Origin of the sequence: Trinickia sp., from assembly GCF_035492435.1 — a bacterium.
Lineage (GTDB): Bacteria > Pseudomonadota > Gammaproteobacteria > Burkholderiales > Burkholderiaceae > Trinickia.
The window spans coordinates 1-15606 of sequence record NZ_DATJJF010000209.1 but is presented as its reverse complement, the minus strand read 5'-3'; the positions used below and the strand labels follow the sequence as shown (position 1 = coordinate 15606).

The following is a 15606-nucleotide window of genomic DNA, read 5'->3' as shown; positions in this document are numbered from 1 at the left end:
GCCGTCGTCGGCTTCGAAGACGATCGCCGTCGCCGCACCGCGCCCTGCTTCCACGTGCCGGTCCAGGCAGTTGTACGACGCGTTGAGCTCGCCGTCTTCGAACCAGGTGTAAAACGGCGCGTTCGACTCGTCGAGCACCTTTGTGAACGGCTTGCGCCAGCTCAGCGTCTCGCGTGCAAGCCTCGCCCAGAAGCCGTCGTAATCGCGCTCGGCCTCCGCCATCAGCGCGCGGTACGCATCCATGCCCGAAATCGCCGCCTGTGCCTGTAATTGCGCAGGCGGCGCAAAGACACGGCTCTCGTGAAAGACCGATTCGATAGTGCTCACTGTCTCCTCCTAGTTTTCAATAAGAGACCGGAACCACGGCCCGCCCGCGCATCGTCTACGCAACGCTGCGCTGCCCCAACCTCCTCAGAACATCACAACATCACGACAACAGCATCTGGAACCAACTCCCCACATCGCCTTCCCCCAACCTTACTCTTACCGGTCTGCCATGCACGCTTGTTGCTCGATTCGATGGCGGCGGACGCCACACGCGGCGGGCCGCGTTTCAATCAGGAGGTTTCCATGGCCCACAGTCCAAGTGCTCAAGAACCGCTGCAGTCTTCGGTGGACCAGACCAACCCGACTGACGACGAGACGCCCCCAAGCGAGGAGGACCAAGACGAGGAAGAGCAAGAAGAAGACGACGAGGGCACCATCGTTCGTTAAGCCGAAGTTCGGGAGGACGACATGTCCGAAGTCCCCCCTTCGTCGGATAACGACAAAAGCTGAACGTAAATCGCATCGCATCTCATCGATGACGGCGCCGCGGCAATTCCCGCACTTGATGGTTCCGAACAACACGCGGCGCCAACAATCGTTCGTACACCGAAACATATTCAACCGCCATGCGCGCTGAAGTAAAGCGCGCCTCGAATGCTGCGCGGCAACGCCGGCGGCTTAACACGTCGATGCGAGTCACGGCCTGCACGGCATCGTCGACGTTGTCGACAATGAAGCCCGTCACCCCGTCCTCGACGATCTCAGGCACGGCACCGCAGCGAAATGCGATCGTGGGTGTGCCACACGCCATCGCTTCGATCATCGCCATTCCGAACGGCTGCGGCCACTGCACGGGAAAAATCAACGCACGTGCATTGGCCAGCAATTCCGCGCGTTGGGCACTGCCGGCTTCGCCGAGATAGTCGACCCACGACTTGTGTGTCTCGATCAGTGGCTCGACCTGTTCGCGAAAATAGCTCATCTCGCCGGGATAAACCTTTGCTGCCATCTTCAGCGGCAACCTGGCGCGGCGAGCGATTTCAATAGCAAGGTCGGGACGATTTTGCGGCGTCATCCGCCCAAGAAACAGCAAGTAGCCGTGCGGGCTTTCGTTGAGCGAGAACGCATCGGGGGGAAGTCCGTAATGGATCGTCGCCTGCCAGTTAGCCTCGGGCACAGGCTGGCGTTGGTCGTCTGAAACGGATACGAGCGGGGCTTCCGAAAACTCGCGCAATAGCGGGCCATGATCCACCGGCAACAACTGGCCGTGCATCGTGGTGAGGTGCATGCAACTCAGCCTGCGCGCCAGCGGGAAGTGCAGCGGGTCTCCATGAAAGTGCACGACGTCGAAGCGCGGCGCACGCTGCACCACAGCCTCCAACTCGCGCACATGATGCGTCAACGTATCCCACACCTTGGCATCGCGCCGTAAGCCACGTGGGCAAAGCGGAACGAGCTCCGCAGACGTCGCCGAATCCGCTGTCGCGAACAGCGTCACGTGATGCCCGCGGCGAATCAGCTCCTCAGTCAGGTAATGAATCATGCGCTCGGTAGCGCCGCCATATGCCTGCGGGGGAACCGCTTCGTACAATGGCGCGACTTGGGCAATGCGCATCTCCTCTCTCCGTCGGGCGCTGTGCGTTGGTTGCGCGTGACGCAAAAGGCGCAGCTTGGCAAAAGGCGCAGCATGGCCTGTGCCCGTCAGATGTTCAGGTCGAACCGTGGGGGAAGCCGACTCCGCGAGGCTAAGCTAAAGTCTTGGTTCCACCCTTGCAGGAGCTTCTCGTGCACTACCTTTTGTTCTATGAAACCGCACCCGATTATCTCGAGCGGCGGCCGCAGTTTCGTGCCGAGCATCTCGCCCATGCGTGGAAGGCCGTCGAGCGTGGCGAACTTCTGCTTGGAGGGGCGCTCGCCGATCCGGTCGATGCCGCTCTGCTCCTTTTTCAATGCGACGATCCCGCGGTCATTGAAGAATTCGCCAGAAACGACCCCTATGTGATGTCGGGGGTAATCACGGGATGGAAGATCAGGCCCTGGACGACTGTCGTCGGAAATCAGGCGGCAACTCCGATTCGCTAAACGATCCGATCAGCCATCGCCACATTATTCGGTTGGCCGGTTTGGATCGCATCGACGTTTAGCCTATCCGAGCCGCACCACTGGCGCCGTGCGTCTCGCCAGTAACGAGACGCGCCTGTCGCCGTTTATGATCGCGCGCCTTGCGGTGCGTGTGGCTGAAGGCGCTTCAATAGTGCCGCATGAGATGGAAAACGCGCAGCAAGCGCCGCCACATCGGCCAACTCAAAGGCGGAAAACTCGAAGCCTGGCGCGACCGTGCAGCCGACGAGCGAAAACGCAGTGTCGCCAGGCATTGGGACACGTTCAGCCGCGAACCAGCAGCCTGCAGGCACAACGGCCTGGAACGAGGCCTCTTTGTGCGTAAGCGCATTGCCGAGACGGCAGGTTGATAATCTGCCCGCATCATCGAGCATGTGAATATCGAGCGGTCCGCCGGTGTAGAAATGCCACATCTCGTCCGCGTCGATGCGGTGCCATGCCGAATAGGCTTCATCGCACAGCAAAAAGTAGATGCCTGTGGACGCAGCGCGAGGAGCATACGCCCGTGCCGCGCCATCCGGTGCGAGGCGCGCCACCTGGGCAGCATCGCGATGTGTCTCCCGGTAGTAGCCCCCCTCTGGATGTGGTGTCAGCTCCAGGCGATCGATGATTTCACGGGCAATCAGACAGTCAGAAGACATAGGCAGGAAGATATCTGCAACGCATGAGTGGAGAGTTTAGCCCTTCGGTGGCAGACTGTGCCTGCTATCGCGGCAACTGCCGCGTTGTGGCGCTGGCGGGAGCCCGGCCTTCGTCGTCATGATAAACAGGGCCCACGCAAGCACGCCAGACTGATAGGCCGGCCAGCAAGCTACAAGGACATCGGTTCGTGACGCACTTCGTTTTCTTCTGCGGGCACGCGGGCACCGGCAAGACGACCATCGCGAAGCGCTTGATCGGATCGCTCATGCGCGAAACGGGTGAAGCGTTTTGTCTCCTCGACAAAGATACGCTTTACGGGCGCTACAGTGCCGCCGCCATGCAGGCCTTGACGGGCGACCCGAACGATCGCGACAGCCCGATGTACTTGCACTTCTTACGCAACCCAGAGTACCAAGGCCTGCTCGATACGGCACGCGAGAACCTGCTGCTTGGCATCAGTGTTGTCGTCGTCGGGCCGTTCTCGCGGGAAATCTGCGATCGCAGGCTTTTCGACAGGGCGTGGCTCGGCATTGCCGACGACGTCGTCCTACGCGTCGTCTGGGTGTTCACATCAGAAGAGACTGCGCATGCGCGCATCGTCGCCCGCAGCAATCCGAGCGACGCCTACAAGCTCACACATTGGGACCAGTATCGGCAGCGGCGCGTCGTGATGCCAAGCGGCACCACGAGTGACGGCTTGCTTATGTTCGACAATTCGGCGCCGAGCGCAGCGGATTTCGATGACTTGCAGCGTGCCATCTTGAGCGGTGCGGCCTAAGGCAATCGCTGAGACAATCAGCGAGCGTGTTGCCGCCACCCCTGCTCGCCGCCGTCGCGCGGACGCGGCCGATCAACTCAAAGTACCGCCAGACCATTGATGTCCAACGCCGTGTCTTCCAGCGATGCCCCCTCGTAGAGTTGGCCGAAGCGATTGGCTAGAAAGTCGGGCAGGGAGACTTGTTCCTGGCGCACAAAGCCGGATTTCGGCAGCTTGCCCTCACGAAACAGGTCGAGTACGGCGCACATAGCGCCTGCCGTCGTGATCTGGATCGCGCTCATCGGCATCCCGCAGACAGTCTTCGCAAAGATCTTGCGCGTAAAGACGTCCTGCACAAGCAGCCCGTCGCGCGTGCCCGTGACGGTCACGAAGACCAGTACCACATCCTGCGACGTCGAGGGAATCGCACGGCGCAACATCGCCTTGAGCGAATCGCGCTCACCTGCCAGACGTAGGTCGTCGAGCAGGAACTGCATCAGGTTGCGGTGTCCGGGGTAACGCACCGACTTGTAGTCGAGCGCTTCAACGCGGCCCGACAACGTCTCGCACAACGTTCCGAGTCCGCCCGAAGTGTTGAACGCTTCGTACTCCACACCGTCGAGCGAGAAATGCTCAAGGCCTTCAAGCGGCTGAAGCCATTGCTTACGCGATTCGCGGATTGCTTCGCAAGGCTGGCAGTACTCGTTGATCAAACCGTCCACGCTCCAGGTCAGGTTGTACTTGAGCGCATTGGTGGGAAACGCCGGCAGCGCACCGACGCGCATCTTGACTTCCCGCACCTGCGAAAAGCGATTGGCCAACTCGTGTGCCGCAATGCCGACGAAGCCCGGCGCGAGCCCGCATTGAGGCATGAATACGTGCGACGCGCCCTCGGCAAGGCTGCGGATCGCATGGGTCGCGCGTACGTCTTCGGTCAAATCAAAGTAGTGCACGCCAGCCGCGTTGGCCGCGGCAGCCAAATTGACCGCGAGGTAATAAGGCAAGGCATTGACCACCGAATCGAAGCCTTGCAAGGCCGTTTTGACCGCATTGTTATCCGCTGAATCGACGCGCTGGGTGGCAATCCCCTGCTCGGCCGGCCTCTCGAGCGCGTGCGAATCGCGGTCGAATGCAACCACTTCGTAATCACCGGTTTGATGCAGCAAATGGGCGATGGTATGGCCGATCAGCCCGGCGCCGACGACGGCTACTTTCATGCGCTTCTCCTTTTTCTGGTTTTCAGCGTCGGTCGCCGTTCGGCATGATTGCGATAACGGCACACCGCGACCTCGAAACAGTCTAATGAGACGCAAAACCAGAAAATAGGCGCAAATTGCCGTTGGCGCATGCGTGTTTCGACGAATTGACGATCCGAACTGACTTTTTGTCGAAGCACCGCAAATTGCTTGGCATGGACTCCCTACCCGGCCATCGTCCCGCGATCGATCTTCCGCGCCAGGATGATGGAGGTTGTCGTCCTCTCGACACCTTCAAGCGTGCCAATTTGGTCGAGCAGCTCGTTTAGCCTGTCGGGTGAGTCAGCCCGCAGCCAGGCGACATAGTCGAACTCGCCGCTCACCGCGCAGAGCAGCTGGATCTCCGGCATCTTCGAGAGACGCTTTTGGAGGTCGGGACCGTACTTCGGGGCAAGGATGATGCCGACATAGGCATTGATGCTCGCATCGAGCACGTCTTGGCCCAGGCGCACGCCGTAACCCGCTATTACCTGTGTGCGTTCCAGCCGCTCGATGCGAGCGAGTACCGTTGTGCGTGCAACGCCAAGGCGTCGAGCAAGATTGGCCACGCTCTCACGTGCGTTGACTTGTAACTGCGCAATCAAGCTGCGGTCCAGCTCATCGAGCTGATCGAGGCGCGGTGGTCTCATGAGGAAAAATCGTGGAAGGCGGTCGAACGGCGGTATTCAAGGCCGGCTGCATTATCGCCGATACGGCACCGAACCGGCGAACACGTATTTACTGTGTCCTTTCATTTGTTAGTGCATATCTCCATACTAACGGCATGCATTGCAACAGTGGTAAATATAGCGCCGGTGTGCTGAGCGTTTTCCGAGTACATCCGTCTTGAAAGATCGCCCCGTGCCGGGATTTTCTATACACGACAGGAGTTTCGATGAAAAAAACACTCGTTACTTTCGCCTGCGCACTCGCTGCGCATGGCGCCTTCGCCCAGGCTACGGCTCAGGCCCCGGCCAGCGCCGCGAGCGCTGCTTCGCCTGCCGCCAGGCACGAAGCACGCATCGAACAAAGGATTGCCTACCTGCACACGCAGCTCAAAATCACGCCTCAAGAAGAGCCGCAATGGAAGGCCTTTGCCGATGCAATGCGTGACGACGGCGATACGATGAGCCGACTCTATCAACAGCGCGCAGCCAATATGGCCACAGCTTCGGCGCTCGATAACATGCACAACTATGCGCTGCTCATGCAAACGCATGCTGACGGCGTCAAGAAAATCGCCACTGCGTTCGAGCCGCTTTACAACAGCTTCTCCCCGGAGCAAAAACAACTCGCCAATGTGACGTTCCGCGACCAGGGCCCCCATCATCGGCACGGCACGCAATCGAAGAAGCCAGCACAGTAATTTCACAGTTGGCACGCAAGCGAGGCGCTCGCGGCGCCTCGCTTGTGACTACAGCCAGCATGCATGGTGCGTACTTTCCGGCTAATCTCCTGCCTTTGCCACGCTTGCCTCTCCCACCATGATCGAACTCAAAAACGTCGACCTTAGCGGCGACCCGACGGCACACCGTTATGTGAAGGACGAGACCGTCGCGGTCGAGTTCGCTGCAACGCACGGCGAGTTGATGAGCCTCGAAGGATCAAACCGTTATTCGCCCGGCGACGCCCTCATTACTGGCACGGGTGGCGCACGCTGGGTCGTGTCAAGGGATCGCTTCGACGATAAGTACCTCCCGGCAGCCGCCGGCTTGTCGCACGGTGCACCGGGCTCCTACCGCAATCGCCCTGTCGCGATTCTTGCCAAGCGCATGGACAGTCCATTTTCAATCGCCCGTTCTGCTGCTGGCGACGTGCTGTGCGGAGAGCGCGGCGATTGGGTGGTGCAATATGCACCGGGCGATTACGGCATCGTCCAGGCACAGCGCTTTGCTGCGGTCTACAAGACTGCGCAGTAACTCGTCCCCGTGCCGCGCATTCACACGCGCGCTTGTTCAGCGCCGGTTCATCGCTTGTGAGCGATTTCAGCAGGCATGCGAAAGTTCGATCCTCGGCACGCTGCATCGCCACGTCGATCGCGATGATGCAAGTCGTCGATACGGCTTGCGATCGCCGCGACAGCGGCGCGATCAGGCGAATTCATCGCCGAGTTCAATCGCCATCTCTCGCGCCACGGCGGAACCACTCGCATACTGCTCTTCGAGCGAACCGAGCGCGGCTTCGAAAAACGCCCGCAGCACCGCAAAGCTGCGAGCGCGCATGCGCGGCGGCAGCGCCCGATAGCGGCCAAACGCGGCCGGCGCAAATCGGACGTTTAGCGTCATGCGCCGGGCCGCCGGGCCGAAACGCATCGCCACCCATTGCACCACCAGCTCGGGTGCCCCGTCATCGGCCGTGTGCTGCTTGAAAATGGTCTGATCGGGGAAAAGATCGCTGACGACGCGCGCAAGCGCTTCCAGCTCGGCGTCGGCAAATTCGTATCGGTAGGGTTCCATCGTTTGCTTTTTGTTGTGGCTTGATGCCGTCGGCGCTATGCCATTTCGCGCCGCCGGTTGCGCATCGCCACCGCTTACGCAGTGCGCGTCGACGCGCGCACGATCAACTCGCCCGAAAGGCACGCTTCGCGCACCGGCTCGGTCGCTCCTTCAATGCGCTCATGCAAAAATTCGACCGCCCGATAGCCGATCTCGTAGGTCGGCTGGCGGATCGTCGTTACTCCGACGAGCTCCGCCCACTCCGGATCATCGATTGCCATGAGCGCAACGCTATCCTGCCATCCCACGCCGTGGCGTGCGTGAAAATGCAGCGCAACCGAAAGCGCGACGGGGCCGTTGGCGGCGAAACAAGCCACGCGCCTCGCTGCCGGCGCCTCATTCACCTGCAGATACGCGTCAAGCTGCGCATAAGTGCGGGCAACTGCATCGGCATCGGCGAGATCGAGGACCAGCGTTTGTCCTTCCAGCGGGGCGGCCTGCGCATCCCGGGCGCTTCGAGCCTCCTCGAGCGCTGCGCGAAATGCTGCTTCGCGCTGACGTCTCGAGCTGATCTGCCCAAACGGCTGTACGACGAACGCAATGCGCTCGAAGCCACGCTCGATCAAGTGCCGCAAGCCGGCCTCCACAGCCGCGCGATTGTCGAGACCGACCATATCGGCGGCCAGTCCCCCGATCTTCCGATCGACGAGTACCGCCGGCGTGCCGTCCGCCGAAAGCGGGTGCAACGCTTCCTCGTCAAGCCCGAGCGTGTTGACGATCAGGCCCTCGACCCGATAAGCCGTCAGCAGATCCAAGTAGCGCCGCTCCATCTCGACTTCGTTCGCCGCATTGCATACTAGCGGCATGAGCCCACGCGCGTGGCAAGCCGCTTCGACTCCACGCAACACTTCCACCGTGTAGGGATTGGTCAGGTCTGCGACGAGCATGCCGACGAGCCGGTTGCGACCGCGCTTCAAGCCTCTCGCCATCTGATTCGGGCGATAGTCGAGCCGCTCGATAGCCGCCTCGATCCGTGCACGCAACTGTACCGACAGTACGTTCGTCTCGCCGTTCAGGTACCGGGAAACACTCGTCTTGCCTGTGCCTGCTTCGCGGGCGACATCGCTGATCGTGGCACGGCGCGGTATTTGATACGCATGAGCCAACGCGAATCTCCTTGTCGGAAGTCCGCACTCGAGCGGGAGCAAGGAAAAAGCGCGCCTTAAGCGCGCTTCCCGATTCGTACGGTGCTCTTACAGTGGCGGCATCATAGCGCAGCATGGCGCTTGGCACCACTTGTGCGAGGCCCGCTTCTAAACGCCTTTCGCGCGTGCTCGCGGGCGTTGGCCATTGACGGCAAATGGAGGGAAACCGTCCTAAGCGGCAACGTCCTCGCGGCACAACTCAAGAAACGACGACGCCGCACGCGAAGGCGCACCGTCGTGCGGCACCAGGATCGAGAACCGGCGAGTGAGCGGCTGCGGCGCGAGCGAAAGCCGCCGCAGTGCGTCGTCCTCGTGCCGCATGGCCATCGCAGATACGAAGCCCACGCCCATCCCCGCGCGCACCGCTTCCTTGACCCCCTCCACCCCGGCCACGATAAGCGCAACCCGCGTTGCGACACCCGCTGCGTCGAAGGCCTGCTCAACCACCTGCCGCACCCCGGAGCCCTCCTCGCGCAACACAAACGGGTAAGCGGCAAGCTCGGCAAACGTCGAATGCTCGCCTCGCCGCCCGCCGCGGCGGCTCGCAAGGGGGTGAGCCCGCGGCACAATCGCCACAATCTCATCCCCACGCCACGGATACACGCCGGTGCCGTGCGGCAACTCCGCACCGACGACCCCTTCGACGATCCCGACGTCGAGCGTGCCCAGCGAGCCGACAACCTCGGCCGTATTGCCGCTTTGCGTTTCGACCACAATGTTCGGGAACCGCAGTTGAAACTGCGCGATGAGGTAAGGCAGCACATAGCTTGCGGGGGTTGTGCTCGCGCCCACGCGCAGGGTGCCATGCGCGAAGCCGCGCAGCGAATCGCGGTAGCCGTGAGCCTGCCGATAAGTCTCGCGCAAGCGCATCGCATACTCCGCAAGCTGCAACCCACAAGGTGTAAGACACACGCCCCGTCCGTCGCGACGGTAAAGTGGCTCGCCAAACTCGTCCTGTAACTGGCGCAGCTGCCCTGAGACAGCGGGCTGCGAAAGATGCAGCGCGAGGGCCGCCCGGCTGATGTTTAAGTGCTCAGCGACGGCGGCGAACGTTATAAGCTGATCTGGGGTCATTTCGACAAAACTATCGGGCACCCCGATATATTACATCCCAAATGACGAATTTTCATAACGTTATATGAAAAATTGGATAAGCAGCCCTCCTCTTTCATGTGCGCAAACCGCTTGTGTGCGGCCAGTGAACGATTCGAATCTCATCCTCAGGTTTGCCTGGCGCCGTCGCGCCCAGCTCAGAGGTAGTGGCTCCATGCGGCACCCAAAAACCGGACACGTTACGTGCTACGGATTCTGGCAATTCAGGTGCTCACACATTTGAGAGGGATTACCACGCGCTCGCCCAACACGCCGCCTATTGAAGGCGGTGCAAACCGTTCTTCGCTTCGAAAGGAGGTAGCGATGGCCTATGAGCTCTACTACTGGGACGGCCTGCAAGGCCGCGGAGAGTTCGTCCGTCTGGCGCTCGAGGAAGCGCAGGCGCCTTACATCGACATTGCCCGGGGACGGCCGGAAGAGGGATTCGGCGAAGGGGCGATCCTCGCGCTCATGAACAGCAAAACGGAGCCGCATATCCCTTTCGCGCCACCGTTTTTGCGCGATGGCGATCTGATTGTCTCCCAGACCGCGAACATTCTGCTTTACCTTGGCGACAAGCTCGGCCTCGCCCCGCGAGACGAACTGCGCTACGTCGTGCACGGCCTGCAATTGACGATTGCCGATGCCGTCAGTGAAGCGCATGACACCCACCACCCAATTTCGAGCCAACTCTATTTCGAGGACCAGCGTGACGCGGCGAAGGCGCGTGCGACCGATTTCATCGATCACCGCCTGCCGAGGTTCCTGGGCTACTTTGAGCAAGTGCTGGCGAGCAACCCCAAAGGCAGCGCGCACCTTGTCGGCGATTCACTGACCTATGTCGACCTTTCGTTGTTCCAGCTCATCGAAGGCGTTCATTACGCTTTTCCGCGTGCGATGAAGGGCTTCAGCCGGCGTTACCCGCTGCTAGCAGCCCTGCGCAACGCGGTGGCGCTGCGCCCGAACATCGCCGCTTACCTCGCCTCCAAACGACGCCTGCCGTTCAACGAAACCGACGTCTTCCGGCACTACCCCGAGCTCGACCACGCCGCTCTTTGACGATGTCGCCGCCGCCAACACCGCGCGGGCAAAGGAGCGTCACAAGTTCGGGGCGATGCTATCCTTGCGCTCGTCCGATCACTGTCAAATCCGCCGTGTTGTCATTCCTGCTTCGCCTGCGGACCCGCGCCCAGGCATTGTTCCGCTTGTCTGAGGCGCACACGATGTTGCTCTGGGCCGTGGTTACGGGCGTGCTCGGCGCTCTTGCCACCGTCGCATTCCGTCAGTGCATCGACTTTTTCCAGTGGGCGTTCACGGGCCAGTCAGGCAGCTTCGTGGAAATGGCACGCGCGCTGCCGTGGACGATACGAATCTGGCTGCCCGCTGCCGGTGGCCTCATCGCCGGATGCTTGCTCATTGTCGCCTCACGGCAACCGGGCAAGCACGCGAGCTCGGACTACATGGAGGCGATCTCGATCGGCGATGGCAGTGTCCCCGTGTGGCAAAGCCTTTGGCGCAGCTTCTCGTCACTGTTCACAATCGGCTTCGGCGGCTCGATCGGGCGCGAAGGGCCGATGGTGCAACTGGCCGCCCTCGCCGGCTCGGTCATCGGCCGCCTCGTGCACTTCGACCCCCAGCGGCTACGCCTGCTTGTCGCCTGCGGCGCGGCCGCCGGCATCACCTCGGCCTACAACGCCCCGATCGCCGGTGCATTTTTCGTCACCGAGATCGTGCTCGGCTCGATTGCGATGGAGAGCTTCGGCCCCCTCGTCGTGGCCTCCGTCGTCGCGAATATCACGATGCGCGAGTTCGCCGGCTACAAGCCGCCCTACGAGATGCCTGTGTTTCCGGCCATCGTCGGCATCGAGGTGTTGCCTTTCGTTGCGCTCGGCTTTCTTTGCGGTGCGGCCGCACCCCAATTCCTGCGAGCAATCGCCTTTTCGAGGGCGCGGTTCTCGCGGATACCACTACCCTTGCCGATCCGGCTTGCCCTGGGCGGGCTCGTTGTCGGCGTCATCTCCGTCTGGGTGCCTGAGGTCTGGGGAAACGGCTACAGCGTCGTCAATTCGATTCTTCATTCGCCCTGGACTTGGACAGCGCTAGTCATCGTGCTCGTCTGCAAGCTTGTCGCAACGGCGGCGACTGTTGGCTCAGGCGCGGTCGGGGGTGTCTTTACGCCGACGCTGTTTGTTGGCGCAGCGCTCGGCTCGCTCTTCGGTCTCGCCGCGCATGCCCTCTGGCCACAAGGCACTTCAGGCGCGTTTGCCTACGCGATGGTCGGCATGGGTGCGTTCCTCTCCGGAGCGACTCAAGCGCCGTTGATGGCCATCCTCTTGATTTTCGAGATGACGTTGAGCTATCAGGTGGTTCTGCCGCTGGCGCTCTCCTGCGTGGTCGCCTATTTTGTGGCGAGAGCGCTCGGCAAGACATCGATGTACGAGATCACGCTGCGCCGTCTTGCCGACGAAGAGGAACGCATACGCCTGCGCGCGACGCAGATGCGAGAGCTGATCCGGCCGGCCGAGACGATCGTGCCGCTCACGGCGAACGTTCACGAGATGGCGCGCCTTTTTCTCGAGTATCCGGTGAAGCATATCTACGTCACCGATGACGACGGCTGCTTTCGGGGCGCCGTCGCGCTCAAGGACATCGCATCCGACCTGATCGACAAGCGCGATACCGGCTCGCGCACGGCGGCCGACTACATGCAGCGCGAGTTCGCGATGCTCACGCCCGACATGCCGATCAGCGTGGCCTTGCAACACTTCATGGCCTATCAAGGCGAACGCCTGCCTGTTGTCTCTAGCGCCGATTCGCCCAAGCTGCTGGGCGCCGTCTACAAGACAGCGCTGTTGGATGCATACCGTCGGATGAATGGCACGCCCTGACGGGACACGCCTTCCGCGCAATGCTCGCGGGCACGCGATTCGGGTCAGTCTGCGGCTTGAGTTGTGACGAGGCTCGGCGATGGGCCAGTCGCCCCTCCATTACCCGGAGTGTCAAAGCCCGACGTTTTTTCTAGAATGAAGCAACGACCGCGCGACCCGCCGTGCGCAGGGGAGAAGCGCCCGGCGGTTGCCCTGCCGGTCGATCCATCGATCGGAGCCAAGATGAGCGAACCGTCCCTCGACGCTGTGCGGCGCGACCATGCCGGCTGGATTTTCGTTCACCTCGAAGGTGAGCCGTACGACCGCGGCGAGCAACATGGCCAACTGCTCGCGGCTGAGATACAAAACGCCATTCGCACCGCGAAGTATCTGGCGCGATGGGATACGGGCGAAGACTTCGAAACGTTCACAGCGGCGGCACTCGAGCAATTCGCCCCGCGGCTCGATACTGAGTTCATGGACGAGATCCAGGGCATAGCGGCCGGTGCAAAGGTGCCGTTTGCCGAAGTCCTGGCGTGGAACGGCTACATGGACTTGCTGCAGAGCTGGTGGCCTGCGCGAGTGGCCGCACGCGAGCCGCGTCTCGGCGTGAGGCCCTGGCGGGGAAGGCGCGGGCATCACTGCAGCGCTTTCATTGCGACAGGCAGCGCGACGCGTGACGGCAGCATCGTGATGGCGCACAACTCGTGGGACCGCTATGCGGCAGGCGACGCATTCAACGTCGTTTTCGACATCGTGCCCGACACCGGCCACCGTATTCTGATGCAGGGCCTGCCCGGCTGCATTTCCAGCCTGACGGATTTTTGGATCACTTCGGCAGGACTCATGGTGACGGAGACGACGATCTCCAACTTTGCCGGCTACAAGGCCGCCGGTGCACCGGAATTTTATCGCTCGCGGCGCGCCACGCAGTACGCGAACTCGATCGGCGAATGGTGCGAGATGTTTGCTGTCGCGAACAACGGCGGCTACGCGAACAGTTGGCTGCTTGGCGACGTGAAGACGGGTGAGATCGCGCGCTACGAGCTCGGATTGCACTATTCGGGATTCGAGAGCACGAAGGATGGTTTTTACAGCGGCTACAACACTGCGACTGATCTGAAGATTCGCAACCAGGAGTGCGTCGGCGAAGGCGAAGACTATACCGACGTGCGCAAGAACGGAGCTCGGCGGTTGCGCTTCATGCAGCTCGCGGACATGCATCACGGCAAGATCGACGTCGAACTCGCCAAGCAGATGATTGCCGATCACCATGACGTTTATCTCGACCGTGGCGACAACCCGTGCTCGCGCACCATTTGCGGGCACCTCGAGCTCGATGATGCACGCTTCGGTGGGTCCGATCAGGGGCCGTTCAACCCATGGGGCGCCAACGACGGCAAGGTCGTCGACAGCAAAATGGCGCGCGATCTTGCATTCTGGGCACGGTGGGGACACCCGTGCGGCAAGCCGTTCGACGCTCAGGCGTTCATGAAACGCCATCCGCAATGGAACTGGCTGAATGGTTACATGCGCGACCGGCCTTCGTGGCCATGGGCGCGCTTCGAGGTACTGCGTTAGGCGGGTAGGTACGACAGATGCTGCCCGGCGGTTGATGACGGCTGGAACGGCCCTCATCGCGAAATCGCCGGCAGCCGCATCGAGAAGGAGTGCAAGCGATGAAAGTCTCGACACTGACCGCCACGGCATTGCTTTCGGCGGTGTGCTTCGCTTCGTCGCACCCTACGGCGATGATCGACAGTCCAGACGAGCCGGCGCTCGCACCAACGGGCCGCAACGCCGCGGCGGGCATTGCGGCCAACCCCAACGTGGCGAGCGAGCATTGGTCACGCATCAAGTTGCCCAAGGCACACGGCCTTGCGAAGCCCGTCACGCAGGGCCAGCGAATGAAAAGGCCGCAGACCTGATGCTCAACGACAAAGTCGCTCGCAGGCGACAGGTGACGAAGGACTCCATGACGACACCCGCTATCCCGAACGAGCCGATCGACTTGCAAATCGCCGACTTGCTGCAAGCCGTGCCGTTTCCGGCTAATAAAGACCGGATTGTCGCGATTGCACGTGATTCGGGCGCAAGCAACGAACTGCTTTCGATTCTCGACGGCATGCCTGAACAGGACTATGCCGACGCCGATTCAGTGTCGCGATTCATCGGCAGCAATTACGGGCCAGGGCTTTCACTCTGAGCGTGCGTCGCTCAACCGAACAGCACCCCTGGAAGCCGATCAGATCGAACGGGACATTGCGGCTGGCCATCGGCGCTTCGAGGCGATCGTCGCGCCACGGTAAGGCGTTTCAGGCCCATCACGCTAACAGCAGCAGCGGTGCTGGCGCTCATCCCCCTCTTGCGCTCCAACTTTTCTGCCCGATGGCAACGGCCCTCATGGGCGGCATTACGACCGCGACGGTTTTGACGCTTTTCTATCTGCCGGCGTTTTATGCCGCCTCGTTCAAACACAGTGTTCGAGAGACGGCGGCGCGTCGGCGGCTCGGCGCGGTGCCTACGACGTCTGCCGAACGATCCGCCGAACAGATCGACCTGAACGCGCAACGCGATACGGTTCGTGCATCGACTGCTCGCCTCGCCGATACGGCGGTGCTTTTTCAGGTGATGGGAGGAATGGCTGTCTCGGAGAATCCTTGAATTTTATAAAATGAGCCGTTAATTACGATAATAAGGCGTTTAGTGCCTTTATTTTTTTATTGCCTTTATCGCGCGAGATACGTAAAAAAGCCGCACTGCACGCGGGGCCGCGCCTCGTTAACAGCGGGACAAGCGACGTTTGAAGCTAGCCGTCGCCTTATTGCCTCTTATTATATGAGCTCTCATACATAGCATGTATGAGGTCGCACAGACCAGCCCCTCGAGTGCGCCATACATTACGCCACTCCAGCGTTCATCGCGTTTATCCGCTGACGAAACCAGCTTGTCATGCTTGTCATGTTTGTCACCGGCCACGCCGCC

General features: G+C 61.3%; 18 protein-coding genes and 1 pseudogene. 11 read left to right on the top strand and 8 right to left on the bottom strand.

The window, feature by feature from the left end; genetic code table 11:
• On the bottom strand, nt 1–327 hold a 327-nt coding region (locus VL598_RS15130), incomplete at its 3' end, for an acetyl-coenzyme A synthetase N-terminal domain-containing protein (protein ID WP_325327547.1).
• Between the two features lie 243 nt (nt 328–570).
• Here VL598_RS15130 and VL598_RS15125 point away from each other — a divergent pair.
• A complete protein-coding gene (locus VL598_RS15125; protein ID WP_325327546.1) occupies nt 571–714 on the top strand; it encodes a hypothetical protein in 144 nt (47 codons plus the stop codon).
• An 82-nt stretch (nt 715–796) separates the two neighbouring features.
• Here VL598_RS15125 and VL598_RS15120 read toward each other — a convergent pair whose 3' ends face one another.
• Nucleotides 797–1882 (bottom strand): glycosyltransferase family 4 protein, encoded by a 1086-nt coding sequence (locus VL598_RS15120; protein ID WP_325327545.1) that lies wholly within the window; start codon nt 1880–1882, stop codon nt 797–799.
• Nucleotides 1883–2052: 170 nt separating this feature from the next.
• Between VL598_RS15120 and VL598_RS15115 the strand changes: the two genes are divergently transcribed.
• The gene (locus VL598_RS15115; RefSeq protein WP_325327544.1) at nt 2053–2349 is read left to right on the top strand and encodes a YciI-like protein; all 297 of its coding nucleotides are present in this window, start codon (nt 2053–2055) and stop codon (nt 2347–2349) included.
• Between the two features lie 125 nt (nt 2350–2474).
• Here the strand turns inward: VL598_RS15115 and VL598_RS15110 are convergent, their stop codons facing one another.
• Nucleotides 2475–3029, bottom strand: coding sequence for a cupin domain-containing protein (locus VL598_RS15110; protein ID WP_325327543.1), 555 nt, complete (start codon nt 3027–3029; stop codon nt 2475–2477).
• Between the two features lie 188 nt (nt 3030–3217).
• Between VL598_RS15110 and VL598_RS15105 the strand changes: the two genes are divergently transcribed.
• On the top strand, nt 3218–3808 hold the full coding sequence (locus VL598_RS15105) for an ATP-binding protein (protein WP_325327542.1): 591 nt from the start codon (nt 3218–3220) through the stop codon (nt 3806–3808).
• 77 nt (nt 3809–3885) lie between these two features.
• Here the strand turns inward: VL598_RS15105 and VL598_RS15100 are convergent, their stop codons facing one another.
• Both VL598_RS15100 and VL598_RS15095 read right to left on the bottom strand, forming a co-directional pair.
• Nucleotides 3886–5004, bottom strand: a complete 1119-nt coding sequence (locus tag VL598_RS15100) for a saccharopine dehydrogenase C-terminal domain-containing protein (protein ID WP_325327541.1) — start codon at nt 5002–5004, stop codon at nt 3886–3888.
• Nucleotides 5005–5207: 203 nt separating this feature from the next.
• Nucleotides 5208–5672, bottom strand: a complete 465-nt coding sequence (locus VL598_RS15095; protein WP_325327540.1) for an Lrp/AsnC family transcriptional regulator — start codon at nt 5670–5672, stop codon at nt 5208–5210.
• 245 nt (nt 5673–5917) lie between these two features.
• Here VL598_RS15095 and VL598_RS15090 point away from each other — a divergent pair, with 245 nt between their 5' ends.
• The gene (locus VL598_RS15090; RefSeq protein WP_325327539.1) at nt 5918–6388 is read left to right on the top strand and encodes a Spy/CpxP family protein refolding chaperone; all 471 of its coding nucleotides are present in this window, start codon (nt 5918–5920) and stop codon (nt 6386–6388) included.
• A 118-nt stretch (nt 6389–6506) separates the two neighbouring features.
• Complete coding sequence (locus tag VL598_RS15085; RefSeq protein WP_325327538.1) at nt 6507–6941, top strand: PGDYG domain-containing protein; 435 nt, start codon at nt 6507–6509, stop codon at nt 6939–6941.
• Between the two features lie 171 nt (nt 6942–7112).
• Here VL598_RS15085 and VL598_RS15080 read toward each other — a convergent pair whose 3' ends face one another.
• The 3 genes from VL598_RS15080 to VL598_RS15070 all read right to left on the bottom strand — a co-directional run bounded on the left by VL598_RS15080 (nt 7113) and on the right by VL598_RS15070 (nt 9736).
• Nucleotides 7113–7478 carry a DUF3022 domain-containing protein gene (locus tag VL598_RS15080; protein ID WP_325327537.1) on the bottom strand — a complete coding sequence of 122 codons (366 nt, stop codon included), beginning with the start codon at nt 7476–7478 and terminating at the stop codon, nt 7113–7115.
• Nucleotides 7479–7552: 74 nt separating this feature from the next.
• Complete coding sequence (locus tag VL598_RS15075; RefSeq protein WP_325327536.1) at nt 7553–8623, bottom strand: LacI family DNA-binding transcriptional regulator; 1071 nt, start codon at nt 8621–8623, stop codon at nt 7553–7555.
• 210 nt (nt 8624–8833) lie between these two features.
• Nucleotides 8834–9736 carry a LysR family transcriptional regulator gene (locus tag VL598_RS15070; RefSeq protein WP_325327535.1) on the bottom strand — a complete coding sequence of 301 codons (903 nt, stop codon included), beginning with the start codon at nt 9734–9736 and terminating at the stop codon, nt 8834–8836.
• A gap of 342 nt (nt 9737–10078) precedes the next feature.
• Between VL598_RS15070 and VL598_RS15065 the strand changes: the two genes are divergently transcribed.
• The 6 genes and pseudogenes from VL598_RS15065 to VL598_RS15040 all read left to right on the top strand — a co-directional run.
• On the top strand, nt 10079–10813 hold the full coding sequence (locus tag VL598_RS15065) for a glutathione S-transferase (protein ID WP_325327534.1): 735 nt from the start codon (nt 10079–10081) through the stop codon (nt 10811–10813).
• A 95-nt stretch (nt 10814–10908) separates the two neighbouring features.
• The gene (locus VL598_RS15060) at nt 10909–12642 is read left to right on the top strand and encodes a ClcB-like voltage-gated chloride channel protein (RefSeq protein WP_325327533.1); all 1734 of its coding nucleotides are present in this window, start codon (nt 10909–10911) and stop codon (nt 12640–12642) included.
• A 222-nt stretch (nt 12643–12864) separates the two neighbouring features.
• Entirely contained in the window at nt 12865–14202 is a 1338-nt protein-coding gene (locus VL598_RS15055) for a C45 family peptidase (RefSeq protein WP_325327532.1), read from the top strand.
• A 98-nt stretch (nt 14203–14300) separates the two neighbouring features.
• Nucleotides 14301–14549, top strand: coding sequence for a hypothetical protein (locus VL598_RS15050; protein ID WP_325327531.1), 249 nt, complete (start codon nt 14301–14303; stop codon nt 14547–14549).
• Nucleotides 14550–14596: 47 nt separating this feature from the next.
• Nucleotides 14597–14827: a DUF2795 domain-containing protein gene (locus tag VL598_RS15045; protein WP_325327530.1), complete on the top strand. Its 231-nt coding sequence runs from the start codon at nt 14597–14599 to the stop codon at nt 14825–14827.
• A gap of 34 nt (nt 14828–14861) precedes the next feature.
• Nucleotides 14862–15096: pseudogene (locus VL598_RS15040) on the top strand (efflux RND transporter permease subunit); the annotation flags it as partial.
• Nucleotides 15097–15606: the final 510 nt, after the last annotated feature.

Bases quoted from the DNA above. Each gene is read 5' to 3' on its own strand.
- VL598_RS15100 (WP_325327541.1), bottom strand. From the start codon at position 5,004: ATGAAAGTAGCCGTCGTCGGCGCCGGGCTGATCGGCCATACCATCGCC.
- VL598_RS15055 (WP_325327532.1), top strand. From the start codon at position 12,865: ATGAGCGAACCGTCCCTCGACGCTGTGCGGCGCGACCATGCCGGCTGG.
- VL598_RS15090 (WP_325327539.1), top strand. From the start codon at position 5,918: ATGAAAAAAACACTCGTTACTTTCGCCTGCGCACTCGCTGCGCATGGC.
- VL598_RS15095 (WP_325327540.1), bottom strand. From the start codon at position 5,672: ATGAGACCACCGCGCCTCGATCAGCTCGATGAGCTGGACCGCAGCTTG.
- VL598_RS15125 (WP_325327546.1), top strand. From the start codon at position 571: ATGGCCCACAGTCCAAGTGCTCAAGAACCGCTGCAGTCTTCGGTGGAC.
- VL598_RS15085 (WP_325327538.1), top strand. From the start codon at position 6,507: ATGATCGAACTCAAAAACGTCGACCTTAGCGGCGACCCGACGGCACAC.
- VL598_RS15110 (WP_325327543.1), bottom strand. From the start codon at position 3,029: ATGTCTTCTGACTGTCTGATTGCCCGTGAAATCATCGATCGCCTGGAG.
- VL598_RS15080 (WP_325327537.1), bottom strand. From the start codon at position 7,478: ATGGAACCCTACCGATACGAATTTGCCGACGCCGAGCTGGAAGCGCTT.
- VL598_RS15045 (WP_325327530.1), top strand. From the start codon at position 14,597: ATGACGACACCCGCTATCCCGAACGAGCCGATCGACTTGCAAATCGCC.
- VL598_RS15050 (WP_325327531.1), top strand. From the start codon at position 14,301: ATGAAAGTCTCGACACTGACCGCCACGGCATTGCTTTCGGCGGTGTGC.
- VL598_RS15070 (WP_325327535.1), bottom strand. From the start codon at position 9,736: ATGACCCCAGATCAGCTTATAACGTTCGCCGCCGTCGCTGAGCACTTA.
- VL598_RS15065 (WP_325327534.1), top strand. From the start codon at position 10,079: ATGGCCTATGAGCTCTACTACTGGGACGGCCTGCAAGGCCGCGGAGAG.
- VL598_RS15120 (WP_325327545.1), bottom strand. From the start codon at position 1,882: ATGCGCATTGCCCAAGTCGCGCCATTGTACGAAGCGGTTCCCCCGCAG.